This is a genomic window from Cupriavidus sp. FW305-27 (genome assembly GCF_058787995.1).
Map to the genome: position 1 here is coordinate 1 of NZ_JBYTAG010000071.1, position 26,960 is coordinate 26,960.

A 26,960-nucleotide genomic window follows, 5' to 3' on the forward strand; every position below is an offset into this window, starting at 1 on the left:
GGATAAGCCACTGAGCAACATGCCAGATTCCCGCCCTTCCCGCCGCCTGCTGCCGAACTGCGAAGAGATCCACCACCTCACCATGAAGGGCCTGGACCGGCCGCTGTCATGGGGCGAGCGGCTGCGCATGCGCTCCCACCTGGCGATCTGCGACGCCTGCACCAGCTTCAGCGCCCAGATGCGGACCCTGCGCGAGGCCATGCACAGGCTGGGGCGCGACGAATGACAAAAGGCCAGCGGATTCGCTGGCCTTCTTGCTGGCCGGGTGCCGGTATCGCTCAGGCGCGCGCGCCTTCCCCATAGGGATCGAACTTGCCGGCACGGCTACCTTCGGAATAGGTGTCGAAGCTGCGCGCTGGGGCGGCCGACACGCCGCTGCGGTCCAGCCCGGCCAGCGTGCGTGCGCCGTCGACAAACGGATCGGCCTTGCCGACGCGGGCGCCTTCCGTGAACACATCATGGCTGCGGAACTCATAACCATACTTGTCGCCGGGCACGGTGCTGCGGAAGCTGTAGCCGTACTTGTCGCCGGGCACTTGTTCGGCGGCGGTGGCGGCTTGCGCGGCGCCCAGGGCGGCCAGCGACAGGAGCAGGGCGGTAGCGAGGCGGGTGGTCTTGGTCATGATGGTTCTCCTTAAGCTCGTTGAATTTGTCAGAAGGCTTTGCGTTGTGTGCGTGCCGTTCATGTACAGAACTATAGGAGCGCCATCGATGCGGAAGCAGGTCAGTTGCCGGACAAGTTATTCAAAAAAATTGAATTAATGGGCGAGGGCGGAAATGATCCGTGGCATGACGCAAATGTAATGACCCCGTCGCCGGAATGCCCGGTGCGGCTCGGTTAAACTTGCGGCTCGCTGCACTTCCCCGGCGCCTGATGCCCGGCGGCCAGGGCAGCTGCCACTTCCCCTATGCAACGGCTCATCCTCATCCTTCTTGCGCTCGTCCTGCCGCTCCAGTTCGCCTGGGCGGGAGCCGCCGCGTATTGCCGGCATGAGGTGGCGGCTTCGGCCAAGGCCCATTTCGGGCACCACGAGCACCAGCACAAGGCCGACAGCGGCAAGCAGGACCAGCCCGCGCAGAAGGCGCAGGACAAGGCCAAGCTCGGCCTGCCCGATCCCGACTGCGGCGTCTGCCATATCGCTTCGCTGCCGTTTGCACGGGCCGACGCGCCCGACGTGCACGCCATGCGCCGGGTGGAACTGGCACCACCGGCGTCGCAGCCCAGCTTCTCTTCGCACAGTGCGCGGGCGCCCGACCGTCCGCAGTGGCCGCGTCTCGCTTAGCCGGCGAGACGACGCTTCCATTTCCTGGTTTTCCTGAGTCCCTGACGTCAGGCGTCTCGCCGAATTCTCCCGGTTCCTTTCCTGGTGCAATTCGATGCGAAGACTTTTGCTGCCGCTTGGGCTGGCGGCCGTCCTATCCAGCCCGATCCATGGCGTCGCGCAGACGCCGCCCCCTGCCATGGCGCAGCCATCGGCATCCTCGCCGGCCCCGGGGCAAGAGCCTGTCGGCACGCTCACGCTCGACGCCGCGCTGGCGCTGGCCGAAGCCGGCAGCTTCACGCTGTCCGCGGCGGGCAAAGAGCTTGACGCCACCGAGGGCGATGTCACGCAGGCGCGCGTGCTGCCCAATCCCGAACTGGCCGTGTCGATGGAAGACACGCGCAAGGCCACGCGCTCCACCACCGGCCAGATCAACCTGCCGATCGAACTCGGCGGCAAGCGCGCCGCGCGCATCGGCGTGGCCGAGCGCGGGCGCGAGCTGGCGCAGGCCGAACTGGGCAGCGTACGCGCCGAGCTGCGCGCCGCGGTGATCACGCGCTTCTTTGGCGTGCTGGTGGCGCAGGAGCGCGTCAAGCTGGCCGAAGGCTCGGTCGGCATCGCCAGCAAGGCGGCCGCGGCGGCCGGGCGGCGCGTGGCCGCCGGCAAGGTCGCGCCGCTGGAAGAAACGCGTGCCAGGGTCGAACAGGCCAATGCCGAGCTGGAACTGGCCGAGGCCACCGGCGCGCTGCAATCCGCACGGCAATCGCTGGCCGCGCTGTGGGGCAATGCCGTGCCGCACTTTGCGCAGGCGCAGGGCGACCTTGACGCGCTGCCCTCGCGCCCCGCGCCGGCAGCACTGCAAGCGGCGCTGGAAGACTCGCCGCAGCTGGCGGCAAGCCGCCTTTCTGCCGAGCGCAGCCGCGCCGAAGTCGCCGTGGCGCGCAGCCGCCAGTACCCCGACGTGACCGTGAGCCTGGGCGCCAAGCGCGACAACGAGGCCAACCGCAATATGGCCGTGCTGGGCATGGCGATCCCGCTGCCGCTGTTTGACCGCAACCAGGGCAACCTGTACGCCGCATTGCGCCGCGCCGACAAGGCGCAGGACACGCACGCGGCCACGCGCATCCGCCTGGTCGGTGAGCTGCAGCAGGCGTCGACGCAGTTGTCGGTATCGCGCGCCGCGGCGCAGACGCTGCAGGCCTCGGTGCTGCCCGGGGCGGAGCAGGCCTATGCCGCTGCCTCGCGCGGGTTCGAGGCCGGCAAATTCAATTTCCTCGATGTGCTGGATGCCCAGCGCACGCTGTTCCAGGCGCGCATCCGCTACCTGGACGTGCTGGCCCGCACCTATGACGCGGCGGCCAGCATCGACCGCATCCTCGGACACTGATACGGAAGCTGCAGACATGGCAATGAGCAAGCAACAACGGGCCGCCGTGGTGGCCATCCTGGTCGCGGGGCTGCTGGGCGGCGCGGCGATCCTGTCCACCAGCAAGGGCGGCGGCGCCACCGGCGAGGCCGGGCACGGGCATGCCGAGGAGCACGAACATGGCAAGGAAGGAGGCAAGGCGGCCGCGCACGCTGACGCCAGCGCCCCCGCGGCGAAACCGGAAGCCGAAGGCAAGCCGCACCTGATCGCGCTGACGCCTGCGCAGATTCAGCAGGCCGGCATCGGCATCGCCACCGCCGCCGCGGCGCCGCTGCGCAGCAGCGTCGAATTCCCGGGCGAGATCCGCTTCAATGAAGACCGCACCGCGCACGTGGTTCCGCGCGTGGCGGGCGTGGCGCAGGCGGTGCCGGCCAACCTTGGCCAGCAGGTGCGCAAGGGCGAAGTGCTGGCGCTGCTCGCCAGCACGACGCTGGCCGAGCAGCGCAGCGAGCTGCTGGCGGCGCAGAAGCGCGAGGGGCTGGCGCGTGCCACCTATGCGCGCGAGAAGACGCTGTGGCAGGAGAAGATCTCCGCCGAGCAGGATTACCAGCAGGCCCGCACAGCGCTGGAGGAAGCGCAGATCGCGGTGCAGAACGCGCGCCAGAAGCTGACCGCGATTGGCGCCACGGAGAACAGCGCGGGCAAGGGCGGCAGCCTGAACCAGTTTGCGCTGCTTGCCCCGTTCGATGGCATCGTGGTCGAGAAGCACCTGGCGCTGGGCGAAGCAGTCCAGGAAGCCACCAGCGTGTTCACGGTCTCCGACCTGAGTTCGGTATGGGCGGAGTTCGTGGTGTCCGCGCGCGACCTGGACCAGGTGCGCGTTGGCGAAGCGGTCACGGTGCGCTCGAGCGCCTCGGACACGCAGGCCGAGGGCAAGGTGTCCTACGTCGGCGCGCTGCTGGGCGAGCAGACGCGCACGGCCAAGGCGCGCGTGACGCTGGCCAATCCCGGCATGGCGTGGCGCCCGGGTTTGTTCGTCACGGTCAGCGTGCTGGGCGCGCCGGCGCAGGTGCCGGTGACGGTGGCGGCCGACGCGGTGCAGCAGGTCGACGGCCAGAGCGTGGTGTTCATCGCCGTGCCGGGTGGGTTTGCGGTGCAGCCGGTCAAGACCGGGCGCGCCGGCGGCAAGCTGGTGGAGGTGACCGAGGGCCTGCAGGCCGGTACGCGCTACGCCGCGGCCAACAGCTTCATCCTCAAGTCCGAGCTGGGCAAAGCCAGCGCCGGGCATGAGCACTGAGCGGGAGGCGTGCATGTTTGAACGTCTGATCCGCTTTGCCATCGAGCAACGCTGGCTGGTCCTGCTGGCGGTGCTGGGCATGGCCGCGCTGGGCCTGTACAGCTACACCCGGCTGCCGATCGACGCGGTGCCGGATATCACCAACGTGCAGGTGCAGATCAACACTGCCGCGCCGGGCTATTCGCCGCTGGAGACCGAGCAGCGCATCACCTATCCGGTCGAGACCGTGATGGCGGGCCTGCCCGGGCTGGAGCAGACGCGCTCGCTGTCGCGCTACGGGCTGTCGCAGGTGACGGTGATCTTCCGCGACGGCACCGATATCCACTTTGCGCGCCAGCTGGTCAACCAGCGCATCCAGGAAGCGCGCGACAAGCTGCCTGCCGGCATCACGCCCGCGATGGGCCCGATCTCGACCGGGCTGGGCGAGATCTACCTGTGGACGGTCGAGGCCGACCCCGGAGCGCGCAAGCCGGATGGCACGCCCTATACGCTGTCGGACCTGCGCGAGATCCAGGACTGGGTGATCCGCCCGCAGCTGCGCAACGTACCCGGCGTGACCGAGGTCAATGCCATCGGCGGCCATGCGCGTGCCTATGTGGTCGCGCCCAGTCTGGAGCGCATGGCGTCGTACGGGTTGTCGCTGGCCGATGTGGTGAGCGCGCTGGAGAAGAACAACGACAACGTCGGCGCCGGCTATATCGAGCGCCGCGGCGAGCAGTACCTGGTGCGCGTGCCGGGGCAGGTGCGCTCGCTTGAGGATATCCGCGACGTGATCGTCGGCACCGCGCAGGGCCTGCCGATCCGCGTGCGCGACGTGGCCACCGTGCAGACCGGCGGCGAGCTGCGCACCGGCGCGGCCACCGAGAACGGCCGCGAGGTGGTGCTGGGCACCGTGTTCATGCTGATCGGCGAGAACAGCCGCACGGTCTCGCAGGCGGTGGACCGCAAGATGGCCGAGATCAACCGCACGCTGTCCAAGGGCGTGCAGGCGGTCACGGTGTACGACCGCACCACGCTGGTCGACAAGGCCATTGCCACGGTCAAGAAGAACCTGCTGGAAGGCGCGGTGCTGGTGATCGCCATCCTGTTCCTGTTCCTGGGCAACCTGCGCGCGGCGCTGATCACCGCGCTGGTGATCCCGCTGTCGATGCTGTTCACCTTCACGGGCATGGTGCACTACCGCATCAGCGCCAACCTGATGAGCCTGGGCGCGCTGGACTTCGGCATCATCGTCGACGGCGCGGTGGTGATCGTCGAGAACTGCGTGCGCCGGCTGGCGCATGCGCAGGAGCGCCACGGCCGGCCCCTCACGCGCAGGGAACGCCTGCATGAAGTCTTTGCCGCGGCGCGCGAGGCGCGCCGGCCGCTGCTGTACGGCCAGCTGATCATCATGGTGGTGTACCTGCCGATCTTTGCGCTGACCGGGGTCGAGGGCAAGATGTTCCACCCGATGGCCTTCACCGTGGTGCTGGCGTTGCTGGGCGCGATGGTGCTGTCGGTGACCTTCGTGCCGGCCGCGGTGGCGCAGTTTATCGGCAACCGCGTGGCTGAGCGCGAGAACCGGCTGATGGCCTGGGCACGCCGCCGCTACGCGGTGCTGCTGGAGCGCTCGCTGGCCGCGACGCCAGTGGTGCTGACGTTTGCCGGCGTGGCGGTGGCATTGTGCCTGGCCATTGCCACGCGGCTGGGCAGCGAGTTCGTGCCCAGCCTGAATGAAGGCGACCTGGCGATCCAGGCCTTGCGCATCCCCGGCACCAGCCTGACGCAATCCGTGGCGATGCAGCAGCAGGTGGAAACCGCGCTGAAGGCCAGGTTCCCGGAGATCGAGCGCATCTTTGCGCGCACCGGCACCGCGGAGATCGCCTCCGACCCGATGCCGCCGAATATCTCCGACGGCTACATCATGCTCAAGCCCATGTCGCAATGGCCCGAGCCGCGCCGCACGCGCGACCAGCTGATCGCCGCGATCCGCGATGAGGTGGGCAAGCTGCCGGGCAACAACTATGAATTCTCGCAACCGATCCAGCTGCGCTTTAACGAGCTGATCTCGGGCGTGCGCTCCGACGTGGCGGTCAAGGTGTTCGGCGACGACAACGCCGTGCTGGAGCAGACCGCCAATCGCATCGCGGCGGTGCTGCAGGGCATCCCCGGCGCGGCCGAGGTGAGGGTCGAACAGACCACCGGCCTGCCGATGCTGACAGTCCAGATCGACCGCAACAAGGCGGCGCGCTATGGCCTGAACCTGAGCGATATCCAGGATGCGGTGGCGATCGGCATCGGTGGCAAGGTGTCTGGCACCTTCTTCAGCGGCGACCGGCGCTTCGACATCGTGGTGCGCCTGCCCGATGCCGTGCGCGAGGACGTGGAAGCGCTGCGGCGCCTGCCGGTGCCGCTGCCGAAGGAAGCCGCAGCGCGCACCAGCTATATCCCTCTGAGCGAAGTCGCCAGCGTGGATATCGCACCGGGCCCCAACCAGGTCTCGCGCGAGAACGGCAAGCGCCGCATCGTGGTCAGCGCCAATGTGCGCGGGCGCGATATCGGCAGCTTCGTGCCCGAGGCCGAGGCCGCCATCCGCGCGCGCGTGCAGATCCCGGCGGGCTACTGGACCAGCTGGGGCGGCACCTTCGAGCAGCTGCAGTCCGCCACCGCGCGGCTGCGCATAGTAGTGCCGCTGGCGCTGGGGATTGTGTTCGTGCTGCTGTTCGCCATGTTCGGCAACGTCAAGGACGGGCTGCTGGTCTTCACCGGCATCCCGTTCGCGCTGACCGGCGGCATCCTGGCGCTATGGCTGCGCGGCATTCCGCTGTCGATCTCGGCGGCGGTGGGCTTTATCGCGCTGTGCGGCGTGGCGGTGCTCAACGGGCTGGTGATGCTGTCGTTTATCCGCTCGCTGCGCGAGGAAGGCCATGGGCTGGATGCGGCGATCCGCGATGGGGCGTTGACGCGGCTGAGGCCGGTGCTGATGACCGCGCTGGTTGCGTCGCTTGGTTTCGTGCCGATGGCCCTGGCCACGGGCACGGGTGCCGAGGTGCAGCGTCCGCTGGCGACGGTCGTCATCGGCGGCATCCTGTCGTCGACGGCGCTGACCTTGCTGGTGTTGCCGGTGCTGTACCGGCTGGCGCACCGGAACGACGAGCCGGCGACGGAAGCGGCGCAAGGGGAAGGGGAGCTGGCGCGAATGGATGCGTGAAGTCCCAGGGTGTGGCGGCGTTGCGTCACTTCATTCGATAGTTCATGTCACCATGAACCTTCGGCCTGCGCCGCGGCGGCATGATGTGACTGTCCGCCCGCCCCCGGGCGCTGGGTTCGCTGCAAGGACTCAGCACTTCCATCCACTGTGCCGCCATGCCCGATACCGATATCGATCCGCTCAGCGCCGTCACCCATCCCGACCCGTACCCGTACTACCGGGAGCTGGCCGCCAGCCAGCCATTCTTCCGCGATGACCGCCTTGGCCTGTGGGTTGCCGCCGGCCCGCAGGAAGTGGCCGACGTGCTTGCCCACTCCGACTGCCGCGTGCGGCCGCCCGCACAGCCGGTGCCGCCCGCGCTGGCCGGCACCGCCGCCGGCGAGCTGTTCGGCCGGTTGGTCCGGATGAACGACGGCGCCGCGCACGCGCCGCTCAAGGCCCTGCTGATGCCGATGCTGGCGGGTATCGACCCGGCCGCCGCGGCGCAGCGCGCAACGGTGCTGGCGGCGGTGCTCGATGCCGGCGAAGCGTCCTGGGCCGCCATGTCCGGCGAGTGCATCAATCGCTGGCTGTTCACGCTGCCGGTCGTCACGGTCGCCGACCTGCTTGGCCTGCCGGTTGCCAACGAAGGCAGCAGCGCGGCCGAAGCCGCACAACGGGTTGCGGCCTTCGCCGGCGCGCAGTCGCCATTGGCCGATGCACCGGCCGTGCGCGCAGGCGCCGAGGCCGCTCAATGGCTGGGGCACTGGCTTGCCGATGCGGCGGACGGCGCAGGGCCGCTGCCGGCGCTGCGGCAGGCAGCCCGTGCCGCCGGCATCGACGCGCAGGCGGTCGCCGCCAACATCATCGGCCTGCTGGTGCAAGCCTGCGAAGCCACCGCGGCGCTGGCCGGGAATACGCTGCTGCGGCTGGGTCGCGACACGACGCAGTCAGGGCTGCCGCTCGATGCCGTGGTGGCGCGGGTCGCCCGGGAGGATCCGCCGGTGCAGAATACGCGGCGCTTCCTGGCCGCCGATGCGCAACTGTGCGGCCACGCCGTCAAGGCCGGCGACGCGGTGCTGGTGCTGCTGGCCGCGGCGTCGTGCAGTGGTGCCGCGGCCGGCGAACGGCCATGGACCTTCGGCCACGGCCGCCATGCCTGTCCCGGCGACCGCCTGGCGCAGGCGCTGGCTGCCGCCACGGTGGCGGCGCTGCGTGCGCGTGGGGCCGACCCGGCCGCGCTGGCGCAGGCATTCCGCTATCGTCCGTCGCTGAACGCACGCATTCCGCATTTCCTTTGATTCCCGCCATTGCCCCCAGGAGACAACATGATCGCAGTCATCTTCGAAGTCGAGCCCGCGCCGGGCCGGCAGGACAACTACCTCGATATCGCCGCGCACCTGCGCCCGCAGCTGGAGGCCATCGACGGCTTTATCTCGGTGGAGCGCTTCCAGAGCCTGACCAACCCCAACAAGCTGCTGTCGCTGTCGTTCTTCCGCGACGAGGCCGCGGTGATCGCCTGGCGCAATACGCTGGCTCATCGCCAGGCGCAGGCGGCCGGTCGCGGCGGCGTGTTTGCCGGCTACCGGCTGCGCGTGGCGCAGGTGCTGCGCGACTACGGGCTGAACGAGCGCGACCAGGCGCCGGCGGACAGCCGCGCGGTGCATGACCACAAGGCGGGCTGAGGGGGAGCAGCGATGACGATGGAAGCAATCGCCACCCAAGCCGCCTTTATCGGCCTGACGTTCTTGCTGGCAGGCTTTGTCAAGGGGGTGGTGGGCCTGGGCTTGCCCACGGTTGCGGTGGGCATGCTGGGGCTGGTGATGCCGCCCGCGCAGGCCGCGGCGCTGCTGGTGGCGCCGTCGATGGTGACCAACGTGGTGCAGCTGTTCGGCGGGCCGCGCTTCGGGCAGCTGATGCTACGGCTGTGGCCGATGCTGGTGGCGATCTGCGCCGGCACCTGGCTGTGCGCGGCATGGGTGCCGGCCGGCATGACGACGCACGCGACCTCGGCCTTGGGTGTGGCGCTGGTGCTGTACGCGGTGGTCGGGCTGGCAGCGGTGAAGCTGGTGGTGCCGGCAGGGGCGGAGCGGTGGCTCGGGCCGTTGATCGGGCTGGTCACGGGTGGCATTACGGCGGTGACCGGTGTGTTCGTGATTCCCGCCGTGCCTTACCTGCAGGGACTCGGGCTGGACAAGGAAAGCCTGGTGCAGGCGCTCGGGCTGTCGTTCACGGTATCGACCATTGCGCTGGCGGTGAGCCTGGCCATGGGCGGGTCGCTGCTGCATATGCCGGTGCTGGGCGCCTCGGCGCTGGCGCTGGTGCCGGCGCTCGGCGGCATGTTCCTGGGCCAGTGGCTGCGCCACCGGATCAGCGCCGAGCGCTTCCGCAAGCTGTTCTTCTGCGGGCTGCTGGTGTTGGGCGGCGAGCTGGCGCTGCGCGGGCTGTCCTGACCCTGCCGCTGGCTTGCTCCCCTCTCCCGCAAGCGGGAGAGGGAGCGCACAGTCGGTCATTGCCGCCCGATTGGTACTTCTATCGGGCGCCGTCCTCTAGTGGCTGACCTGCACCGTGCGGCCGTTCAGCGGCTGCACCGGGCGGGCGTTCATCGGATAAAGCTGACGGAATGCGGCCAACTGCGCCGGCGACACTTCCACCGGGGTCTTCAGCACCTGCCAGCGCACGTCCTCGCTGCACGGCGGCGTGGTCAGCGAGCCGGTGAAGGCCCAGTACGACTGCCGGGCCGGCAGCAACGCCGCCACATCCAGCGGCGCCGTCAGTTCGCGCGACTCTCCGGCCTTGGCCGGCAGGCTCGCGAAGACCGGTTTCAGCGCCGCATTCTCCCGCCCGGACTTGAACAGCACCGCCACCACCGCCAGCTTGCCTTCTGCATTCTGGTGCACCAGGTGCGCGACCAGCGGATAGGCCTTGCCGTTGATCTTCTCTTCGCTGGGCGTATGGAAGTGGAACTGCAGCAGCTTGTAGGGCACGCCGTCGAGTTCGATCTGCCCCGCTGCGGGCAGGTTGACCTGTACGGTGTGGCCGTTGTTGACCACGGTGGCGGGCGCCGCGGCGTAGCCAAAGCCGATCGGCTTCAGGTCCGCAGGCCGGGCCTTGCTGGTGCGGATATCGATGGGCGACTGGTGCTTGCCCAGCGCACAGGTCTTGTAGTCCTGGTCGAGCTCGGCCCAGTGGCTGGTACCGGTCGGTCCGGTGTAGCTCCAGTGCGGGTCATTGCCGGCCCACGCGGCAGGTGCAAGCAAGGCGGTGCAAACCGTGATAATCGGCAGCCTGGTGTTCATTGTCGATGCGTCCTAGTGTTGGTAACCCCTTGGTTTCCGACGTGGTGTTGTCAAGCTGTCCCCGTCTTGAGTGCCGGGTCTTTTGCCCGGGCCGGAAATCATGCAGCAAAACTACCGTCCAGCGAATAAGGCATTGCTGAATTCCGGTCTGCACAGCGTTTAACAAGGGTACGGACTGCATGCACGCATGCGATTGATGCGTGCCGCGCATGCCGGCATGGAACGGACACGGCGCCGACATCTCACGTGGCACGCTCCACAGGCATCCCCGCTCAGCCGGGGATGCCTGCCTGCCACCGTTTGTCTCGGGATTTCAGCCAGGCCGCGCGCCGGCCTGGTTCGACTCCAGTTGCGCGCGTACCGCGGAGATATGGTCGCCCGCGGCATCGACGGCGTTCTCCAGGTCGCTGGTGCTGCAGCCCAGCTCCCGGCACCAGTACTGCACTTCAAGCGGATCCATCAGGTTGATGCGGCCAGGATCCAAAGGCCTGAACTCGTTTGTCACATCGCTCATGCTTGCCTCCTGTCCATGTCTCGGGGCGACACGGCCCTTGCATTGTAGGCAGTGATCCGGCACGCGTTGCATGCAAGGCGGCCTGAGCTTGCGCATATGATGTACGGGTTACCCCAGCCGACAGGACGCCGCATGCCCCGCTCATCTGGTGCAAAACTCTGGTCCACGCTGAACAAGGCCGCGGCCCGCAATGCGCGCCGCATGCAGCGCGCCGTCAACCAGAACCTGACCAGGCCGATGACCGAGGCCATCGTGCGCAACGCGGTGAAGCAATCGGCTGCAGTCACGGCCGCCACGCAGCGCGCACTGTCGGGCGTGGTATCGCCGGTGCAGGCGCCGCAGAACCGCGGCAGCGGGCGCTGGGAAGAAGGCGCATGGGGCGCACCAGTGGCGCCGCGCCGCTACCGCATCTTTGTGCCGGCCGGCGTCACGGCGTCGCGGCGCGCCCCGATGCTGGTGCTGCTGCATGGCTGCGGCCAGGATGCCGCCAGCTTTGCCGCGGTCACGCGCGCCGCCGCGGTGGCGCGCGAAGCCGGCTGGGTGGTGTTGCTGCCTGAACAGACCTCGCAGGCCAACGCACAGCGCTGCTGGAACTGGTTCCGGCCCGGCGCGCAGGGTGGCGTCGAGGCCGGTCTGCTGATGGCGCTGATCGACCAGGCTTGCCGCGGCCATCCGGTTGCCGCGGACCGCATCAGCGTGCTGGGGCTGTCCGCGGGCGGCGCGATGGCGCTGATGCTGGGGCTGCGCTATCCGGGACGCTTTGCCGCAGTGGGGTCGCACTCCGGCGCGGTGCCATGGAGCGCCAGCAATGCCGCCCAGGCAGCGCGCGCCATGCGCGGGGGGCACGGGCCCGATGCCAAGGCCATGCAGGCGCTGCGGTTCGGACTGGCGGGGCGCCGCCCGCCGCCGTTGCTATTGCTGCATGGCGATGCCGACCACGTGGTCGACTTCAGCAACGCCACCGCCGCGGCGGGCATGTGGATGCACCTGCAGCCGGAGGATGTGCACGCGCTGTCCGCGGCGCCGGCACGGCGCATCCAGCGCGGCATGCGCCGTGCCATGGATGTGTTCGACTGGACGGAGGGAAAGTCGCCTTACGTGCGCCTGGTGCGGATCGAGGGCCTGGGTCACGCCTGGAGCGGCGGGGCAGGCGGGCAGGCGTTCTCCGATCCGGCGGGGCCGGATGGGTTGAAGCTGGCGTTGCGATTTTTTCTGGCGGTTGGGGGGTGAGGCAGGCTTGACGCCTCATGGATATCGCGCTGTCATCCGGTTGCGAAGGTGATCGCGTTTTCTCCGAGCGAGCGAACGGCGAAGTCTCGTTTCGGCTTCCTGCAAGACCTGAACGGCTGCCCGAACTCGACAAAAGTGTCGAATAGTACCTTCGACTGACCCCTACCCCAAACTTACCGGCTCAATCACCACATCACTGGCCGGACAAGCCACACACGGCAAGATCAGCCCCTCTTCCCTCTCATCCAGACTCAACCCCGGCCATTCGATCCGATAGCGGATCGTCCCTGCATGCAGCCGGCTGGCGCAGGCGCGGCAGGTGCCATTGCGACAGGAGTTGGGCAGCGCCACGCCTTCGAGCAAGGCAGCTTCCAGCAGGCTCAGCTCCGCCGGCGCGGCGAAGCGGGTATTGCCTGGCAGCACGCTTGCGGTGAATTCGGCGCGGTCGTCGGGCGCCACCAGCTCGCGTTCAGCCATGGGCCTCATCCTCCGCTTCCGGGAATTGGGCGCGTCCGTGGGTCGCGTCGCGCAGGGCGTCGCGTGCGGCGTCGAGCTGGGTTGCGGGCATGCGCAGGACCAGCGTGGCCAGCGCGCCATAGGCGGTGTCGGCCAGCGTGCAGCCCGGCTGCGCGTCGTAGTCGAGCCAGCGGCGCACGCGCGGCTCGTCGGCATAGTCGACGGACACCGTCAGGGTGCCATAGGCGATGCGTTCCACGCGCTCGGCCGTTTTCAGCGCGGCCGCGATGGCATCGGTGTAAGCGCGCACCAACCCGCCCGCCCCCAGTTTGACGCCACCGTAATAGCGCACCACCGCCGCCAGCACGCCGTCCAGGTCATGGTGGCGCAGCACTTCAAGGATGGGCCGGCCGGCAGTGCCGGAGGGCTCGCCATCGTCGGACATGCCCGAGGCGCCGCCAGCCAGCAAGGCCCAGCACACGTGGGTGGCGGTGGGGTGCTCGGCGCGCAGCGCCTGCAGCGCCGCCATGGCGGCGTCACGGTCGGCAACGGGCAGCGCCAGCGCCAGGAAGCGGCTCTTGCGGATTTCGATCTCGGCCCGGACGGGGTTGGCTAGCGTGTAAGTGGGCAAGCGGAAGGGCGGAAGTAGGCAGAAATGGCGGCTGCCGGCATTCAACGGATCCGCGCCTGTGGAGCCGCGGATGCAAAGGGCGAGTGTACCGCAGCGGCATCCTGGCTCAGCCGAAAGCGCCGCTTTTGTGTTGTATCGTCAACTTGGTGTCACAAACAGCGCCTACGATCCGCTCCGGCCATGCGCAATGCCGCCCGCCGCCCGCCTGTGCCAACAGGTGCCCGGCCCCGCCCGCGGGACCGGCGCAAATACGCAGTGAACAACATATCCCTTCCTCTTCCCCGGATCGAGAACATGCTTGAACAACCCAATGCAGGCCGCCGCAAGGCCCTGAAGCTCCTGGCCGGCGCGCCGATGCTGCCGCTTGGTCTTGCCTCCACCAGCCTGCTGGCAGGTTGCGGCGGTGGCGACGACGCTGTCGCCGCGCCGCTTCCGCCGGCCCAGGCGGCCACGTTCACCACGGCCGAATTCGTTGGCATGAGCGCGCCGACGCTGGCAACGCCCGACGCCATGGCGACCACCACGGTGGGTTCCAGCCTCAAGGTGTCGTTCAGCGACGGCAGCAGCCAGACCTACAAGCTGGCCTACCAGCCGTTCTTCATCACCGGCGACACCCTGCCCGACGGCAAGGGCGGCACCATCCTGGCCGGCGGCTACTACGACATCAACAACAAGCCGATCATGGACACCTCCGTGGCCGGCAAGGAGCGCCAGTTTTTCTCCGACGCGCCGGACGGCAGCTCGCTGCTGACCCTGGCCAACCCGACCGTGCCCGGCGTCAAGGGCAAGACGGTGTTTGCGGTGGTGCAGTTCGAGTACACCACGCGCAACCAGGGCAATGTCAGCATGTACGGCCTGCTGCCGTCGCCGATCGCCGTGGTGACGCTGGACCAGGACCCGGCCACCGGCAAGCTGACCCCGGTCAAGTACCACAATGTCGATACCTCGGGCGTCAACGGCCTGTGGATCACCTGCGGCGCCAGCCTGTCGCCGTGGAACACCCACCTGTCGAGCGAGGAGTACGAGACCGACCTGCTGAACGCCAGCGCGGTCACGCAGTTGCAGGGCTACAGCCAGAACCTGTACGGCGACCCGGCCCGCGCCAACGCCTACAACTACGGCCACCTGCCGGAAGTCACGGTCAACCCGGACGGCACCGGCACCATCAAGAAGCACTACTGCCTGGGCCGCATCTCGCATGAGCTGGTACAGGTCATGCCCGACGAACGCACCGTGCTGATGGGCGACGATGCCACCAACGGCGGCCTGTTCCTGTTTATCGCCGACCGCGCCCGCGACCTGTCGTCCGGCACGCTGTACGTGGCCAAGTGGCACCAGACCTCGGGCGTGGGCCCGGGCAGCGCCACGCTGTCGTGGATCAGGCTGGGCAGCGCCACCAGTGCCGAAATCCGCGCGCTGGTCGACGGCGGCATCAGGCTGGCCGACATCATGGATGTCAAGACCACCGATCCCGCTGACGTCAGCTACACCCGCATCATCTACAACGGCAAGCCGAACTGGGTGAAGCTGATGCCGGGCATGGAAAAGGCCGCGGCGTTCCTGGAAACGCACCGCTACGCCGCCCTGGTCGGCGGCAGCCTGGGCTTCACCAAGATGGAAGGCACCACGGTCAACATCAAGGACAAGAAGGCCTACTCGGCCATGTCCCGCATCGAGTCGAGCATGCTCACGGGCAATGCCGCCAACGCCGGTGATATCCAGGTGGAAGGCCCATACTCCGGCGCGGTCTATGAGCTGAACCTGAAGGGCGGCCAGGCCGACAAGACCGGCACGGCCATCAACAGCGAATGGGTGCCGGTCGACATGGCGGCGGTACCCGCGCTGGTCAGCGAAGACCTGGGGGGCGGCAAGATGAAGCAGCAGGATGCGCTGGGCAACTTTGCCAACCCGGACAAGGTCGCCACGCCCGACAACCTGAAGTTCTCGGAAAAGCTGCGCACGCTGTTTGTCGGCGAGGACAGCAACACCCACGTCAACAACTTCCTGTGGGCGTACAACGTCGATACCAAGGTGCTCAGCCGCGTGCTGTCGTGCCCGGTCGGCGCCGAATCCACCGGCCTGCACGCGGTGGACGAGATCAACGGCTGGACTTATGTGATGAGCAACTTCCAGCACGTTGGCGACTGGGAATCGCCGCTGCACGACAAGGTGCGGCCGACGCTTGAAGCGAAGGTGATGGCCAACTACAAGGACCGCTTCGGTGCCGCCGTGGGTTACCTGACGGGCGATCCGACTGGCGTCAGGCTGGCCAAGGCCTGACGCGTCGCGCAGTGCCGATGAGGGCGGCGGGCTTCGGCCCGCCGTTTTTTGTTGGCGCGCGATCGTTTAACATGGCAACTCCGGCACCACGCCCAGCCTCCCGCCCGTCATGCCTGACCAGCTTCCGCACATCCACTCCGCGCGCCTCAGCCTGCTGCCCTTTCGTGGCGACGACGCAGCCGAGGCGTTTGCCTGCATCACCCCGACGCTTGCCCGATTCATGGACTGGGATCCGTCGCCCTCGCCGGCGGCTTTCGAGACCGTGTGGCAAGGCTGGCTGGCAGGCATGGCGCGAGGCTCGGAATTCGTGCTCACTATCCGGCGTGCCGACGACGGGCTGTTCCTGGGGCTGGCGGGATTGCACCATGCCGACACGCCCGCGCCGGAACTCGGCATCTGGATCCGCGAGGACTGCCACGGCCATGCCTTCGGCCTGGAAGCGGTCACTGCGCTGGCGCAATGGGCGCAGGACAACCTGTCGCCGGCGCACCTGGTCTATCCCGTGGCCGAACCGAACTGGCCCAGCCGCCGGATCGCAGAGTCGCTTGGCGGCACGGTCGTGGGCCAGGCCACGACGCGCAAGTTTGAGCGCTTGATCTACCGGATTCCGGGGGGCCGTTGACGCACTGCGGCAGCGCGCCCCCCGGCGCGCCGATTCTGCTACGCTAAGCGCTTTCCCCCGCTGAGCATGCCATCATGACCGGCTCCACCCAAGACCCCGATGCACGCCGCATGGCGCCCGCCACCGAGCGCAACCGCGAGCCGATCCTTGCGGTATTGCGCAAAGTGCTGCCCGCCAGCGGCACGGTACTGGAAATTGCCAGCGGCACCGGCCAGCATGCCGTGCACTTCGCGGCAGCGTTGCCGGGACTGACCTGGCAGCCAAGCGATGCGGAAGCCGCCGCGCGCGCGTCGATCGCCGCGTGGACCGCGCATGCGGGCCTGGCCAATGTGCGCGCGCCGCTGGCGCTGGATGTCTGCCGCCAGCCGTGGGGCATCGACGCCGCGGATGCGGTGGTCTGCATCAACATGATCCATATCGCCCCGTGGGCTGCGGCCGAGGCGCTCTTCGCAGGCGCCGGCAAGCTGCTGGGCCCGGGCGGCGTGCTGTTCCTGTACGGCCCCTATCGCCGCGGCGGCGCGCATACGGCGCCCAGCAACGCCGCCTTCGACGCGCAGCTGCGCGCCACCGATGCCGACTGGGGCGTGCGCGACATGGAAGCCGTGATCGCGTTGGGCGAGGCGCAGGGCATGCGCTGCGACGAGCCGGTGCCGATGCCGGCCAACAACTTCAGCCTGGTGTTCCGCAAGTAACCCGCTGCGCGCGCTTCAGCCGCGCACCAGCATCACGATCACGGCGGCAGTCGGGCAGCCCGAGCGGCGCCTTGCTCTAAAATCATCCCGTCATTCGATCCTGCGGTGCCAGCGGCTTCCAAGCCTGCGACACCGCGCCCGCCACGGAGAATACGATGAAGGTCCAGAACATCCTGCAGACGATCGGCAATACCCCGCATATCCGCATCAACCGGCTGTTCGGCAACGGCCACGAGGTCTGGATCAAGTCAGAGCGTAGCAACCCCGGCGCCTCGATCAAGGACCGCATCGCGCTGTCGATGGTGGAAGACGCCGAACGCCGTGGCGTGCTCAAGCCCGGCGGCACCATCATCGAGCCGACCTCGGGCAATACCGGCATCGGCCTGGCCATGGTGGCCGCGGTCAAGGGCTACAAGCTGGTGCTGGTGATGCCGGACAGCATGTCGGTGGAGCGCCGCCGCCTGATGCTGGCTTATGGCGCCACCTTTGACCTGACCCCGCGCGAGAAGGGCATGAAGGGCTCGATCGCTCGCGCCGAGGAACTGGTTGCGGCCACGCCGGGCGCATGGATGCCGCAGCAGTTCGAGAATCCCGCCAATGTCGACGTGCACGCGCGCACCACCGCGCAGGAAATCCTGAATGACTTCCCCGAGGGGCTGGATGTGCTGATCACCGGCGTCGGCACCGGCGGCCACCTGACGGGCTGCGCCCGCGTGCTCAAGGACAAGTGGCCGCAGCTCAAGGTTTTTGGCGTGGAGCCGGTGGCCTCGCCGGTGATCTCCGGCGGCGCGCCGGCGCCGCACCCGATCCAGGGCATCGGCGCGGGCTTTATCCCGAAGAACCTCGATACCTCGTTGCTCGACGGCGTGATCCAGGTCGATGCCGAGCCCGCGCGCGAGATGGCACGCCGCTGCGCGCGCGAGGAAGGCATCCTGGTCGGCATCTCGTCCGGCGCCACGCTGGCCGCGATCGCGCAGAAGCTGCCCGGGCTGCCGGCCAACGCGCGCGTGCTGGGCTTCAACTACGACACCGGCGAGCGCTACCTGACCGTCGAAGGGTTCCTGCCCGCCTGAGCTGCCAAGGCCGGCCGATGAAAACGTTCATATCGCGAACGGGAGTCTTTCAGCGCGACGACAGGCCGTGCCGCTTGTGCCAGTCCGCCAGCGATTCCTCCGGCCAGGTGTCGCAGTGCACATGGCCTTTGCCCTTGGGCACGTCGACCCAGGGCGCGACCGATTCCAGCGAGGCCTCCACTACCTCCGGCGGGCGCGGCAGCGGCGTGTCGATAGCCGATGCATGCGGATACACCAGCTCCGGCCAGCGCGGGTCCCAAAGCCACAGCGCGCTGCCGCATTTCACGCAGAAATGCCGCTGCGCCGGCGAGCGCCGCGCGCGCTTGCCGGGTTCGCGCAGCACGGCGTGGTAAATGCCCAGGTGCTTGCGCCCGCGCACGCGCAGCGTGGCCGCGTCGCCGCCGATGTTGATCGCGTAGCCCCCACCGCCGGCCGTCTTGCGGCAGATCGAGCAATGGCAATGCATATACGGACTGGGTGAGTCGGATTCAAGCGAGAAGTGGATCGCGCCGCAATGGCAGGAGCCGTCGAGATGCATGGTGTGGGCCTTTGCACGGTGGCGTTCAGGACAGTCCATTGACTGTAGAAAACCCCCGGCAAAGTGCCAAGGCGGCGGTGATGGCTAAAGCGCCTTGCGGAATGTCAGGTTGATGCGCAGCCGCCCCAGCAGCGGATGGTCGCCGTCGGCCAGCGGCGCCACGCCGTGGAAGGCCAGCCGCGACGGCCCGCCCCACACCACCACGTCGCCATGCGCCAGCCGCACCCGCTGCGGGCGGTCGGCGCGGCGCATGCCGCCGAACAGGAACACCGCGGGCAGTCCCAGCGAGACCGAAACGATGGGCGCGCTGAAATCGCGCTCGTCGCGGTCCTGGTGCAGCGAGAGCCGGGTGCCCGGCTCGTAGCGATTGATGAGGCAGGCATCCGGTTCGAAACCGGCAAAACCCGCTTGCGCCGCGGCAGTGGTGGCCAGCTTCCGGAAGCTCGCCGGCATCTCCGGCCACGGCTTTCCGTTCAGCGGATCGACGGGGTCATAGCGATAGCCACGCGCATCGGAGACCCAGCCGACCGTGCCGCAGTTGACCATCGCCACCGACATTGTCAGCCCGCCGGGGGTGATCATGTGCCGCCAGGGCGCAAGCGCGATGATGGCCTGGACGTCGGCCAGCAGCACTTCGGCATCCGCACGGGCCAGGCCGCGCAGGACTACGGCGCCGTCGGCGAGGGGTTCGATGGCGGGGCTGGCGGGGCCGTTCGGTGGCAGGTCGTCGAACAGGTCGAAAGTCATGGGTGGAGGTTTACGGACGCCTTGGCGCGGTCAGGCAACCGTCAGTTCCAGCCGCTTCCCCAGCGCCCGGAATGCAGCCTCGATCGTATCGATCTTGGTCGCATGGTCCAGGTTGACGATACGTTGCACCTCTTGCTTGCGCGTATTCAGCCGGCGCGCCAGTTCCGCCTGCGTCACGCCCTGCGCGATCATCTCGTTAAGCAGGAGCACCTTCGCCGACACGCTGGCCGGCAGTTCAACCAGATGCTGGCCGCGTTTTGCCTTCGACGGCAGTGGCACCGGGCGGCCATCTTCGAAATAGAACTCCATGGCCGTGGCGAGCGCATCGGCGGCCATCTCGCGGGCCTGCTCGATGGTGTCGCCGCTGGTCAGGGCTTCGGGGATATCGGGAAACGACACAGCAAAGCCACCGTCGTCCGGGACGATGTTGGCAGGGAAACGCAGCATATTGGGACTCCTTTGACGACAAGGGCAAGTTGGGGCGTGAGATGGAAGACTCATGACAGGCCGAGTTGCTTGAGAATCGACTTGCGCAACCCCTCCCGGATCTCGTGGCTGGGATGCCGTGGCAGCGTGGTCTTCCTGCCATTGAGATACACCCTCACATGCTTCGCGCCTTCACTGAAGGTGGCGCCCTGTCCGGCGAGCCATCGCCGGAATTCACTCCGCTTCACCCGAATTCTTCTGCACCTCAGGGAAAGTCAAGGGTAAGCAAAAATGTTTACTGATTCTAGCAGCAATCCGTTAAATCTGGTTGCAGGATTGTGAGCGAAATACATGAATCGCCCTGCCGCTGACATAACAAAGGCCGCCCGTCGGGCGGCCTTGCATTCTCCGTGGCGCAATCAACACTCGCTATGCAGCGCGAACTCAGGCAAACGTATCGATCTCGCCACGCCCAAGCACACGCGCGGGACGCACCGTCGTACTGGCCCCTGCCGCCGGCTCAACAGCCGCCAGCGTGCCGCTACCAAAGCCGGTTTGCCCGCGCCCATTCCCCGGTGCCTGCTGTTGCTGCCCGTTCCCATTGCCCGCCTGGCTGGCAAAGCCGTCTGCGCCCACCGAGGTCTGGCCAAGCTGGATGCCGTTTTCCGACAGCGCGGTGCGCAGGTGCGGCAGCGCCGCTTCCACCGCGGCGCGCACGGCCTGGTGGGGTGAGACGAACTGGGCCTGGGCCTGGTCGTTGACCACGTTGAGCACTACCTTGAGCGGCCCGAGGTCGGGCGGGTTCAGCTGCAGTTCGGCGCTTTGCTGGCCTTGCGTGCTCATGCGGATCATCTGCTGGCCGAGGGCCTGCGGCCACTGGCTGTCGTACAGCGGCGGGGTGACCACGGGACGGGCGGCCGCAGCGGCTGCAGTAGCCGACGGGGTAGCCTGGCCGGCCAGCGCGGCGGCCACGGCTGGTGTGTTGTCGGGGCTGGCCGCGGTAGCCTCGCCGGTGCGGGCGGCAGCCTGTGCGGCGGCGAACGGCGTTGCCACGGGCCTGGCATCCGCCGTGCCGGGGTTGGCGGCGAGCGGATCGGCGCGGTGCCGGGCGATGCCGCTTTCCGGGCGATTGCCCGATCCGCCGGCAGACTGGCCGCTGGCGTCCTGCTGCTGGACGGCCAGCACGTCGCCCGGGATGGCCTGCGCCGTGCCGGCCTTGCCGTCGGTACCTGCGCTGGCGCTGGCCTGCATCGCGGCGCGCTGGGATGCGATGGTGGCCAGCGTGTCGGCAACCGAAGGCTGTGCGGGCCGGGCTTCGGTGGTGACGACCTGCAGCGTGTCCGGCAGCGGCGTGGCGGCCGCCGGCATGGCCTCGGCCTGGGCATCTGCCGTGGCCGGCTGCGCGGCATTTGCCAGTGCCGCCTGCAGTGCGGCGGCGCCGGTGTCGGCAACGCCGGCGAGGGCGGAACCCGCCGCGCCGGCCGGCGCGGCAGCGGGGCTGGCCGGGGCTGCGGCGGGAAGCATCAGTGCCAGGGCCGCTGCGGCAGCGGCTGCGGCATCCGTCGGCGTGGCCGCCGCGGTGTCATCCTGGTCCTGGTTTTCATCCTTGTGGCCGGCCGCGGGCTTCTTGCCGGCCGCGGCGGCTGGCTGCGGCTTGCCGGCGTCGGCCTGCGCCGCGGGCTGGCGCGATGCGGGCTGGTCGCGCGCGGCGGTTTCCCCGGCCGGCGGCGCGGGCGCCTTGCTGCTTTCGCGGGCGCGCGACAGCGCGTCGCCGAATCCGCTCGCGGTTGCGTCGGCGCTGGCGCGCCTGGCGCCCTCGACCGCATTGGCGGCGCTGCTGACAATCTGGCTGATATCGATCATGGAGTTGGCTACGGGGGTGGCCTGGGTCAGGCTTCGCTGAGACGGCTGGCCGTGGTGCGGGCCAGGCGGGCTGCGTATTCGTCGTTGGCGCGCTGTTCGCGGCGCGCGGCAACCTGGTCTTCCTTCGCTTCGGCGCGCGCGATCAGCGTGTCGAAGGAGTTCAGGCGGCGCTTCTGGTGCTGCCAGTGGTTGCGCCCTGCCAGCAGGTCGGCTTCGGCCTTGGCCAGCGCCGCGCCCTGCTGGCGGATGGCATGGTCGAGCGAATCGAGAAAGCGCGAGAAGTCCTGCCAGCGGCTGGAGGTCATGCCTTCGGCGGCCACCACCTGCATGCGCGCGCGGTACTCATGGCGGTACTCGGTGAGCTGGTTGAGCTGCTGCTCAGCCTGCGTGCGCAGTCCCTGCAGCCTGCCCAGCTCGCGCGCGGCGGCATCGGTATCGTTCTGGGCGAGGTCAGCCAGCGTATTAAGCGGTGAATGCTTGAGCATGTTCACTCCTGTCGAAGAGGCTGTGAAGCTGGGCGATGGCGTCGTCGTAGCCGGCGCGCTCGTGGATGTCTTGCTGCAGGAAGGCTTCCATGCGCGGGTGCAGGCGCATCGCCAGGTCCAGCTCCGGGTCGTTGCCCGGCACATAGGCGCCTACGCTGATCAGGTCGCGGTTGCGCTGGTAGCGCGACATCAGCTGCTTGAAGCGACGCACCGAGCCGAACTGCTCATCCGGGATCAGCGCGGTCATGGCGCGGCTGATTGATGCTTCCACGTCGATGGCCGGGTAGTGGCCGGATTCGGCCAGGCTGCGCGACAGTACGATATGGCCGTCCAGGATGGCGCGCGCGGAATCGGCGATCGGGTCCTGCTGGTCGTCGCCTTCGGTCAGCACCGTGTAGAACGCCGTGATCGAGCCGCCGCCTTCGGGGCCGTTGCCGGTGCGCTCGACCAGCGTCGGCAGCTTGGCAAAGACCGAGGGCGGATAGCCCTTGGTGGCCGGCGGCTCGCCGATGGCCAGCGCGATCTCGCGCTGCGCCATGGCGTAGCGCGTCAGCGAGTCCATGATCAGCAGCACATGCTGGCCCTGGTCGCGGAAATACTCGGCCAGCCGCGTCGCATAGGCGGCGCCCTGCATGCGCAGCAGCGGCGAGGTATCGGCCGGCGCGGCCACCACGACTGATCGTGCGCGGCCTTCGGGGCCAAGGATGTTCTCGATGAACTCCTTCACTTCGCGGCCGCGTTCGCCGATCAGGCCGACCACGATCACGTCGGCGCTGGTATAGCGCGCCATCATGCCGAGCAGCACGCTCTTGCCCACGCCCGAGCCCGCGAACAGTCCCATGCGCTGGCCGCGTCCTACCGTCAGCATGCCGTTGATGGCGCGCACGCCGGTATCGAGCACAGTCTCGATCGGCGCGCGCATCAGCGGGTTGATCTGCTCGCCGGCCAGCGGCACCTCCATGGCGGCGGTGATCGGGCCCAGCCCGTCGAGCGGGCGGCCCGCGGCATCCAGCACGCGGCCCAGCAGGCCGGCGCCAACCGGCAGGCGCTTGGAGCCCGGCTCGCGCGGCGTGGTGATGCCGGCCGGCTGCGGCGATGGTTCCAGCGGGTAGACGCGCGCGCCCGGCAGCAAGCCCACCACATCGGATTGCGGCATCAGGTAGAGCCGGTCGGCGCCAAAGCCCACCACTTCCGCTTCCGCGGTGCGCGGGGCATTGCTGTCGGTGGTGAACTGCCCGGCGGGCAGCTCGATCAGGCAGTCGCTGCCCACCGGCAGGCGCAGGCCCACGGCTTCGAGCACCAGGCCCGCGGCGCGCGTCAGGCGGCCGCAGCTGCGTTTGCTGTCGAGCCCGGCGATGCCGGCCGCGGCGCTGTCCAGCGCGCCGATCCAGCGTTGCGCGTGGGCCAGCGCGGAATCCGGCGCGGGCGTGGCTTGCTCGGCGGCATCAGGCATGTGGCGGCTCCCATGGATCGTCGCGGCCCAGCGCCTTGACCACGCGGGTCCAGCGCGTAGGCAGCGTGGCATCGCGCTCGCCGCTGGCGGCGCTGGCGATGCAGCCGCCGCGCGCCACCGACGGGTCGGCGCGCACGGTCCAGCCGGCGGCCGCCAGTTCGCCATGCAGGTGGGTTTCCACCAGCGCCACGTCGTCGGGATGCAGCAGTAGGCTGGGCGATCCGCACAGCGCGGGTTCGCTGGTCAGCAGCTCGCGCACGGCCGGCAGCAGCACCGCGGGGTCGTTTGCCAGGGCGGTGCGCACCAGCTGGCGCGCCACGTCGAGCGCCAGCGACACCAGCGCGCGCGCGACCTGGTCGTCCACGCCGCCCAGCGCGCTGCGGAAGTTGGTGGCCAGCGCCTGCAGCTGCGTGGCCTCGTTGCGTGCGGCTTCCAGGCCGCGGGCGTAGCCTTCGCGGTGGCCGTCGCCGTAGCCCTGGGTTTGCCCCTGGGTGTAGCCCTGGGCATAGCCTTCCTTGCGCGCGCCTTCGCGCATCGCGTCGAGCGCCTCGAAATCGATCGGCGGCGGTGGGGGCTCGGATGGCATGGCGGCCAGGGCTTCGGGCGGCTCGCTTTCGCGGGGATCGAGCGAGCCCATCTGCCAGCGCTGCCAGCCGGCCGCGCCGCCACGCGCGCGGCGCGGGGGCTCGAACGGCGCAAAGCCGCCAGGATCGGCGGCCGCGCCGTTGCCGGCAAGGGAAGAGAGCGGGTCGCCGCGCGGCGCGCGGCGTGCGGCCTGGCCGCGCTCAGGGTTTGCCTCAGACATAGGCATCGTCGCCTCCGCCGATCTGCACTTCGCCCGCATCCGCCAGGCGCCTTACCACCTGCAGGATGGCCTTCTGCTCGGCCTCGACCTGCGACACGCGCACCGGGCCCAGCGCGTCCAGGTCCTCGCGCAGCATCTCGCCGGCGCGGGTGGACATATTGCGAATGAACTTGTCGCGCAGTTCCTGCGGCGCGCCCTTGAGCGCGACGATGAGCGACTCGGTGGCGATTTCCTTGAGCACGCGCTGGATGCCGCGGTCGTCGACCTCGAGCAGGTTCTCGAACAGGAACATCTCGTCGATGATCTTCTGCGCCAGGTCGCCGTCGTGCAGGCGCACGCCGTCGATCACAGCCTCTTCGTGCGCGGTGCTCATCAGGTTGATGATCTCGGCCGCGGTGCGCACGCCGCCCATGCGGCTGCGCTTCAGGCTCTGGCCCGCCAGCAGCTTGGTCAGCACGTCGGTCAGTTCCTGCAGCGCGCCCGGCTGCACGCCGCCGAAGGTGGCGATACGCAGGATCACGTCGTTGCGCAGGCGGTCGGTGAACAGCGCCAGCACCTCGGACGACTTCTGGCGGTCCAGGTGGATCAGGATGGTGGCGATGATCTGCGGATGCTCGTCGCGGATCAGCTCGGCAATGGCCGTGGCGTCCATCCAGTTCAGCGAATCGATGCCGCCGCCCGGATCGCGCGACTCCAGGATGTCTTCGATCACCGACTGGGCGCGTTCCTCGCCCAGCGCCTTGTTCAGCACGCTGCGGATAAAGGCGTTGGAATCGACGTTCAGGGCCAGGTACTGCTCGGTCTCGGTGCGGAACTCGCCCAGCACCTCGGCCATTTCCTCGCGGGTGACCGAGCTGAGCGTGGCCATGGCCGAGCCCAGCTCCTGCACTTCGCGCTGCGACAGGTGCCTGAACACCTCGGCCGCGGCATCCTCGCCGATCGCCATCATCAGGACGGCGCTCTTTTGCAGGCCGGATTCGGAGATGCCCTTAGCGGTTGTCATTGGCAATCCAGTTCTTGATCACGCTGGCGACCAGGCGCGGGTCGCGCTGTGCGGCGTCGCGCACCAGCGCGAGGTCGCTTTCATACTTGGCGGCAAGCCGCAGGATTTCCGGGTTGGCGGGCTCGTCCGGCGGCAGCAGCACTGCCTCGGTCTCGTCCCTGGGTTCCGGCGCCGGCAGCGGCGGCGAGGTGTAGCGGCGCAGGACCGGCCGCGCCACCTTGAACCACACGAACAGCGCCAGCAGTGCCAGCAGCAGGTAGCCCGCAAGGGTCTTGCCGAGCTCGATCATGTCGGGCTGCTTCCACAGCGGCACCTCGGGCGCGGCCTTCTCGCGCTCTGCGGTGAATGGGCTGTTGACCACGTTGATGGAGTCGCCGCGGTCGGCCGAGAACCCCATCGCCTCCTTGGTCAGGTTCTGGATCTGCGCCAGCAGTGCCGGCGGCAGCGGTTCGGCCACGAGCTTGCCCTTGGCATCGGCCTGCTGACGGTAGTTGACCACCACCGCCACCGACAGGCGGCGCACGCCGCCCGGTGCCTGCTGCACGTGGCGCACGGAGCGGTCCAGTTCGTAGTTGACGGTGGAGTCACGGCGATTGCTGCTGGGGCCGCTGGAAGCGGTGGCATTGGCGACCTGGGCGCCCTGACCTGGCTGGGCAGCTTGCCCCGGCTGTCCCGGTTGCCCGGCAGCCGGAGCACCGGCCTGTCCCGGCGCCTGGCCCGCACGCGGCGTCTGCGGCGTGGTCACGGGCGCGGCGGCGGCAGCCGGCGGCTGGTTCGACAGCGCCCCGGGCACGCCGCCCGGCGGCGTGACACCCTGCTGGGTCGACTCGCTGGTCTGCTGGCTGCGGATCGCCGAGCGGGTCGGGTCCTGGTTGGGCTTGTAGCTCTCGTCGGTGTGCTCGACGATGGAGAAGTCGACGTCGGCGGTCACCTGTGCGCGCACGTTGTCCTTGCCGACGATCGGCGTCAGGATCGCTTCGATGCGCTTCAGGTAGTTCTGCTCCAGCGCCTGGACGTACTTGAGCTGGGTCGCGTCGAGCATGCGCTCGTTGCCGGTGTTCGACAGCAGGTTGCCGTGCTGGTCGACGATCGAGATCGACTTGGGCGTCAGCTCCGGCACGCTCGACGACACCAGGTGGCTGATCGCAGCGACCTGGCCTTCATCGATGGCGCGGCCCGGGTAAAGCTGCAGCACGATCGACGCGGTCGGCTTCTGGCGTTCGCGCACGAACAGCGTCGGCTTGGGGATGGCCAGGTGCACGCGGGCGGACTGCACCGCGGCGATGGACTCGATCGAGCGCGCCAGCTCGCCTTCCAGCCCGCGCTGGTAGTTGACCTGCTCGGCAAACTGGCTGATGCCGAATTTCTGGTTGTCCATCAGCTCCATGCCGGCCGTGCCGCTCTTGGGCAGGCCCTGCGATGCCAGGCGCAGGCGCGTCTCATGCACCTTCTCGGCCGGCACCATGACCGCGCCGCCGCCTTCGGCGAACTTGTACGGCACGTTCATCTGCTGCAGCGATTGCAGCACCGCGCCGCCATCGCGCTCGGACAGGTTGCTGTACAGCACCTTGTAGTCCGGGCTGCGCGACCACAGCACGCCCACCGCGATGGCCGCGGCCAGGGCGGCGCCGGCCAGCATCAGCGGCAGCTTCGGGTTGGCCTTCAGGCGCTCGATCACTTCTGCCGGGCGCCCGGGCAGTGCCACGGTCGCGGTCATGCGCGTGCTCCGGATCCGGCGCCGCGATGCTG

General features: G+C 68.8%; 28 protein-coding genes. 13 read left to right on the top strand and 15 right to left on the bottom strand.

Going from position 1 to position 26,960, the window contains the following annotated elements:
• Positions 1-19 precede the first annotated feature (19 nt).
• Complete coding sequence (locus AC3WRI_RS27155; protein ID WP_010810714.1) at positions 20-226, top strand: zf-HC2 domain-containing protein; 207 nt, start codon at positions 20-22, stop codon at positions 224-226.
• A gap of 52 nt (positions 227-278) precedes the next feature.
• Here AC3WRI_RS27155 and AC3WRI_RS27160 read toward each other — a convergent pair whose 3' ends face one another.
• On the bottom strand, positions 279-623 hold the full coding sequence (locus tag AC3WRI_RS27160; protein WP_010810713.1) for a hypothetical protein: 345 nt from the start codon (positions 621-623) through the stop codon (positions 279-281).
• A 285-nt stretch (positions 624-908) separates the two neighbouring features.
• Between AC3WRI_RS27160 and czcI the strand changes: the two genes are divergently transcribed.
• From czcI to AC3WRI_RS27195, 7 genes are all read left to right on the top strand, one after another.
• A complete protein-coding gene (gene czcI, locus AC3WRI_RS27165; RefSeq protein WP_010810712.1) occupies positions 909-1,283 on the top strand; it encodes a cation efflux protein, CzcI family in 375 nt (124 codons plus the stop codon).
• Between the two features lie 94 nt (positions 1,284-1,377).
• Complete coding sequence (locus AC3WRI_RS27170; RefSeq protein ID WP_492294447.1) at positions 1,378-2,649, top strand: TolC family protein; 1,272 nt, start codon at positions 1,378-1,380, stop codon at positions 2,647-2,649.
• A gap of 16 nt (positions 2,650-2,665) precedes the next feature.
• Positions 2,666-3,925 (top strand): efflux RND transporter periplasmic adaptor subunit, encoded by a 1,260-nt coding sequence (locus AC3WRI_RS27175; RefSeq protein ID WP_492294449.1) that lies wholly within the window; start codon positions 2,666-2,668, stop codon positions 3,923-3,925.
• Positions 3,926-3,938: 13 nt separating this feature from the next.
• The gene (locus tag AC3WRI_RS27180) at positions 3,939-7,115 is read left to right on the top strand and encodes a CusA/CzcA family heavy metal efflux RND transporter (RefSeq protein WP_492294451.1); all 3,177 of its coding nucleotides are present in this window, start codon (positions 3,939-3,941) and stop codon (positions 7,113-7,115) included.
• 155 nt (positions 7,116-7,270) lie between these two features.
• The gene (locus AC3WRI_RS27185; protein WP_010810708.1) at positions 7,271-8,395 is read left to right on the top strand and encodes a cytochrome P450 family protein; all 1,125 of its coding nucleotides are present in this window, start codon (positions 7,271-7,273) and stop codon (positions 8,393-8,395) included.
• 27 nt (positions 8,396-8,422) lie between these two features.
• Positions 8,423-8,779, top strand: a complete 357-nt coding sequence (locus tag AC3WRI_RS27190) for an antibiotic biosynthesis monooxygenase family protein (protein ID WP_010810707.1) — start codon at positions 8,423-8,425, stop codon at positions 8,777-8,779.
• 12 nt (positions 8,780-8,791) lie between these two features.
• Entirely contained in the window at positions 8,792-9,547 is a 756-nt protein-coding gene (locus tag AC3WRI_RS27195) for a sulfite exporter TauE/SafE family protein (protein WP_011617847.1), read from the top strand.
• 96 nt (positions 9,548-9,643) lie between these two features.
• Here the strand turns inward: AC3WRI_RS27195 and AC3WRI_RS27200 are convergent, their stop codons facing one another.
• Both AC3WRI_RS27200 and AC3WRI_RS27205 read right to left on the bottom strand, forming a co-directional pair.
• Positions 9,644-10,393 (bottom strand): carbonic anhydrase, encoded by a 750-nt coding sequence (locus tag AC3WRI_RS27200; RefSeq protein WP_010810705.1) that lies wholly within the window; start codon positions 10,391-10,393, stop codon positions 9,644-9,646.
• 313 nt (positions 10,394-10,706) lie between these two features.
• The gene (locus AC3WRI_RS27205) at positions 10,707-10,907 is read right to left on the bottom strand and encodes a DUF3606 domain-containing protein (RefSeq protein WP_010810704.1); all 201 of its coding nucleotides are present in this window, start codon (positions 10,905-10,907) and stop codon (positions 10,707-10,709) included.
• A 132-nt stretch (positions 10,908-11,039) separates the two neighbouring features.
• Here AC3WRI_RS27205 and AC3WRI_RS27210 point away from each other — a divergent pair, with 132 nt between their 5' ends.
• Positions 11,040-12,137: an extracellular catalytic domain type 1 short-chain-length polyhydroxyalkanoate depolymerase gene (locus AC3WRI_RS27210; RefSeq protein WP_439672187.1), complete on the top strand. Its 1,098-nt coding sequence runs from the start codon at positions 11,040-11,042 to the stop codon at positions 12,135-12,137.
• Between the two features lie 162 nt (positions 12,138-12,299).
• Here the strand turns inward: AC3WRI_RS27210 and AC3WRI_RS27215 are convergent, their stop codons facing one another.
• Both AC3WRI_RS27215 and AC3WRI_RS27220 read right to left on the bottom strand, forming a co-directional pair.
• Positions 12,300-12,614: a 2Fe-2S iron-sulfur cluster-binding protein gene (locus AC3WRI_RS27215; RefSeq protein ID WP_439672186.1), complete on the bottom strand. Its 315-nt coding sequence runs from the start codon at positions 12,612-12,614 to the stop codon at positions 12,300-12,302.
• Positions 12,607-13,224, bottom strand: a complete 618-nt coding sequence (locus AC3WRI_RS27220; protein ID WP_058697406.1) for an IMPACT family protein — start codon at positions 13,222-13,224, stop codon at positions 12,607-12,609. The genes AC3WRI_RS27215 and AC3WRI_RS27220 overlap by 8 nt, the downstream gene beginning before the upstream one ends.
• A 294-nt stretch (positions 13,225-13,518) precedes the next feature.
• Here AC3WRI_RS27220 and AC3WRI_RS27225 point away from each other — a divergent pair, with 294 nt between their 5' ends.
• The 4 genes from AC3WRI_RS27225 (at position 13,519) to cysK (ending at position 17,891) form a co-directional block, all read left to right on the top strand.
• Positions 13,519-15,504, top strand: a complete 1,986-nt coding sequence (locus AC3WRI_RS27225; RefSeq protein WP_011617844.1) for a PhoX family protein — start codon at positions 13,519-13,521, stop codon at positions 15,502-15,504.
• A 109-nt stretch (positions 15,505-15,613) separates the two neighbouring features.
• Positions 15,614-16,126 (top strand): GNAT family N-acetyltransferase, encoded by a 513-nt coding sequence (locus AC3WRI_RS27230; protein WP_011617843.1) that lies wholly within the window; start codon positions 15,614-15,616, stop codon positions 16,124-16,126.
• Between the two features lie 74 nt (positions 16,127-16,200).
• Positions 16,201-16,818, top strand: a complete 618-nt coding sequence (locus AC3WRI_RS27235; RefSeq protein WP_439669422.1) for a DUF938 domain-containing protein — start codon at positions 16,201-16,203, stop codon at positions 16,816-16,818.
• A gap of 155 nt (positions 16,819-16,973) precedes the next feature.
• The gene (gene cysK / locus AC3WRI_RS27240) at positions 16,974-17,891 is read left to right on the top strand and encodes a cysteine synthase A (protein ID WP_010810697.1); all 918 of its coding nucleotides are present in this window, start codon (positions 16,974-16,976) and stop codon (positions 17,889-17,891) included.
• A 49-nt stretch (positions 17,892-17,940) separates the two neighbouring features.
• Here the strand turns inward: cysK and AC3WRI_RS27245 are convergent, their stop codons facing one another.
• From AC3WRI_RS27245 to fliF, 10 genes are all read right to left on the bottom strand, one after another.
• Positions 17,941-18,429 (bottom strand): GFA family protein, encoded by a 489-nt coding sequence (locus AC3WRI_RS27245; protein WP_041688226.1) that lies wholly within the window; start codon positions 18,427-18,429, stop codon positions 17,941-17,943.
• Between the two features lie 84 nt (positions 18,430-18,513).
• Complete coding sequence (gene alkB, locus AC3WRI_RS27250; protein WP_011617823.1) at positions 18,514-19,176, bottom strand: DNA oxidative demethylase AlkB; 663 nt, start codon at positions 19,174-19,176, stop codon at positions 18,514-18,516.
• Positions 19,177-19,206: 30 nt separating this feature from the next.
• On the bottom strand, positions 19,207-19,623 hold the full coding sequence (locus AC3WRI_RS27255) for a type II toxin-antitoxin system HicB family antitoxin (protein WP_010810694.1): 417 nt from the start codon (positions 19,621-19,623) through the stop codon (positions 19,207-19,209).
• Positions 19,624-19,673: 50 nt separating this feature from the next.
• Complete coding sequence (locus AC3WRI_RS27260) at positions 19,674-19,850, bottom strand: type II toxin-antitoxin system HicA family toxin (protein WP_492294453.1); 177 nt, start codon at positions 19,848-19,850, stop codon at positions 19,674-19,676.
• A gap of 196 nt (positions 19,851-20,046) precedes the next feature.
• Positions 20,047-21,465, bottom strand: a complete 1,419-nt coding sequence (locus AC3WRI_RS27265) for a flagellar hook-length control protein FliK (RefSeq protein ID WP_492294455.1) — start codon at positions 21,463-21,465, stop codon at positions 20,047-20,049.
• 26 nt (positions 21,466-21,491) lie between these two features.
• Entirely contained in the window at positions 21,492-21,950 is a 459-nt protein-coding gene (gene fliJ / locus AC3WRI_RS27270) for a flagellar export protein FliJ (protein ID WP_316155955.1), read from the bottom strand.
• Entirely contained in the window at positions 21,928-23,403 is a 1,476-nt protein-coding gene (fliI, locus tag AC3WRI_RS27275) for a flagellar protein export ATPase FliI (protein WP_492294457.1), read from the bottom strand. Before fliI ends, fliJ begins: the two co-directional genes overlap by 23 nt.
• Complete coding sequence (fliH, locus tag AC3WRI_RS27280; RefSeq protein ID WP_492294459.1) at positions 23,396-24,214, bottom strand: flagellar assembly protein FliH; 819 nt, start codon at positions 24,212-24,214, stop codon at positions 23,396-23,398. Before fliH ends, fliI begins: the two co-directional genes overlap by 8 nt.
• Positions 24,201-25,211, bottom strand: coding sequence for a flagellar motor switch protein FliG (gene fliG / locus AC3WRI_RS27285; protein WP_010810688.1), 1,011 nt, complete (start codon positions 25,209-25,211; stop codon positions 24,201-24,203). Before fliG ends, fliH begins: the two co-directional genes overlap by 14 nt.
• The gene (fliF, locus tag AC3WRI_RS27290; RefSeq protein ID WP_010810687.1) at positions 25,198-26,928 is read right to left on the bottom strand and encodes a flagellar basal-body MS-ring/collar protein FliF; all 1,731 of its coding nucleotides are present in this window, start codon (positions 26,926-26,928) and stop codon (positions 25,198-25,200) included. The genes fliG and fliF overlap by 14 nt, the downstream gene beginning before the upstream one ends.
• Positions 26,929-26,960: the final 32 nt, after the last annotated feature.

Bases quoted from the DNA above. Each gene is read 5' to 3' on its own strand.
- AC3WRI_RS27160 (WP_010810713.1), bottom strand. From the start codon at position 623: ATGACCAAGACCACCCGCCTCGCTACCGCCCTGCTCCTGTCGCTGGCC.
- AC3WRI_RS27255 (WP_010810694.1), bottom strand. From the start codon at position 19,623: ATGCTGCGTTTCCCTGCCAACATCGTCCCGGACGACGGTGGCTTTGCT.
- AC3WRI_RS27210 (WP_439672187.1), top strand. From the start codon at position 11,040: ATGCCCCGCTCATCTGGTGCAAAACTCTGGTCCACGCTGAACAAGGCC.
- fliH (WP_492294459.1), bottom strand. From the start codon at position 24,214: ATGCCTATGTCTGAGGCAAACCCTGAGCGCGGCCAGGCCGCACGCCGC.
- AC3WRI_RS27245 (WP_041688226.1), bottom strand. From the start codon at position 18,429: ATGCATCTCGACGGCTCCTGCCATTGCGGCGCGATCCACTTCTCGCTT.
- AC3WRI_RS27200 (WP_010810705.1), bottom strand. From the start codon at position 10,393: ATGAACACCAGGCTGCCGATTATCACGGTTTGCACCGCCTTGCTTGCA.
- AC3WRI_RS27190 (WP_010810707.1), top strand. From the start codon at position 8,423: ATGATCGCAGTCATCTTCGAAGTCGAGCCCGCGCCGGGCCGGCAGGAC.
- AC3WRI_RS27235 (WP_439669422.1), top strand. From the start codon at position 16,201: ATGACCGGCTCCACCCAAGACCCCGATGCACGCCGCATGGCGCCCGCC.
- AC3WRI_RS27155 (WP_010810714.1), top strand. From the start codon at position 20: ATGCCAGATTCCCGCCCTTCCCGCCGCCTGCTGCCGAACTGCGAAGAG.
- AC3WRI_RS27225 (WP_011617844.1), top strand. From the start codon at position 13,519: ATGCTTGAACAACCCAATGCAGGCCGCCGCAAGGCCCTGAAGCTCCTG.
- AC3WRI_RS27195 (WP_011617847.1), top strand. From the start codon at position 8,792: ATGACGATGGAAGCAATCGCCACCCAAGCCGCCTTTATCGGCCTGACG.
- AC3WRI_RS27265 (WP_492294455.1), bottom strand. From the start codon at position 21,465: ATGATCGATATCAGCCAGATTGTCAGCAGCGCCGCCAATGCGGTCGAG.
- fliI (WP_492294457.1), bottom strand. From the start codon at position 23,403: ATGCCTGATGCCGCCGAGCAAGCCACGCCCGCGCCGGATTCCGCGCTG.
- cysK (WP_010810697.1), top strand. From the start codon at position 16,974: ATGAAGGTCCAGAACATCCTGCAGACGATCGGCAATACCCCGCATATC.
- fliJ (WP_316155955.1), bottom strand. From the start codon at position 21,950: ATGCTCAAGCATTCACCGCTTAATACGCTGGCTGACCTCGCCCAGAAC.
- fliG (WP_010810688.1), bottom strand. From the start codon at position 25,211: ATGACAACCGCTAAGGGCATCTCCGAATCCGGCCTGCAAAAGAGCGCC.
- AC3WRI_RS27175 (WP_492294449.1), top strand. From the start codon at position 2,666: ATGGCAATGAGCAAGCAACAACGGGCCGCCGTGGTGGCCATCCTGGTC.
- AC3WRI_RS27205 (WP_010810704.1), bottom strand. From the start codon at position 10,907: ATGAGCGATGTGACAAACGAGTTCAGGCCTTTGGATCCTGGCCGCATC.
- AC3WRI_RS27230 (WP_011617843.1), top strand. From the start codon at position 15,614: ATGCCTGACCAGCTTCCGCACATCCACTCCGCGCGCCTCAGCCTGCTG.
- AC3WRI_RS27215 (WP_439672186.1), bottom strand. From the start codon at position 12,614: ATGGCTGAACGCGAGCTGGTGGCGCCCGACGACCGCGCCGAATTCACC.
- fliF (WP_010810687.1), bottom strand. From the start codon at position 26,928: ATGACCGCGACCGTGGCACTGCCCGGGCGCCCGGCAGAAGTGATCGAG.
- AC3WRI_RS27170 (WP_492294447.1), top strand. From the start codon at position 1,378: ATGCGAAGACTTTTGCTGCCGCTTGGGCTGGCGGCCGTCCTATCCAGC.
- AC3WRI_RS27185 (WP_010810708.1), top strand. From the start codon at position 7,271: ATGCCCGATACCGATATCGATCCGCTCAGCGCCGTCACCCATCCCGAC.
- AC3WRI_RS27180 (WP_492294451.1), top strand. From the start codon at position 3,939: ATGTTTGAACGTCTGATCCGCTTTGCCATCGAGCAACGCTGGCTGGTC.
- alkB (WP_011617823.1), bottom strand. From the start codon at position 19,176: ATGACTTTCGACCTGTTCGACGACCTGCCACCGAACGGCCCCGCCAGC.
- czcI (WP_010810712.1), top strand. From the start codon at position 909: ATGCAACGGCTCATCCTCATCCTTCTTGCGCTCGTCCTGCCGCTCCAG.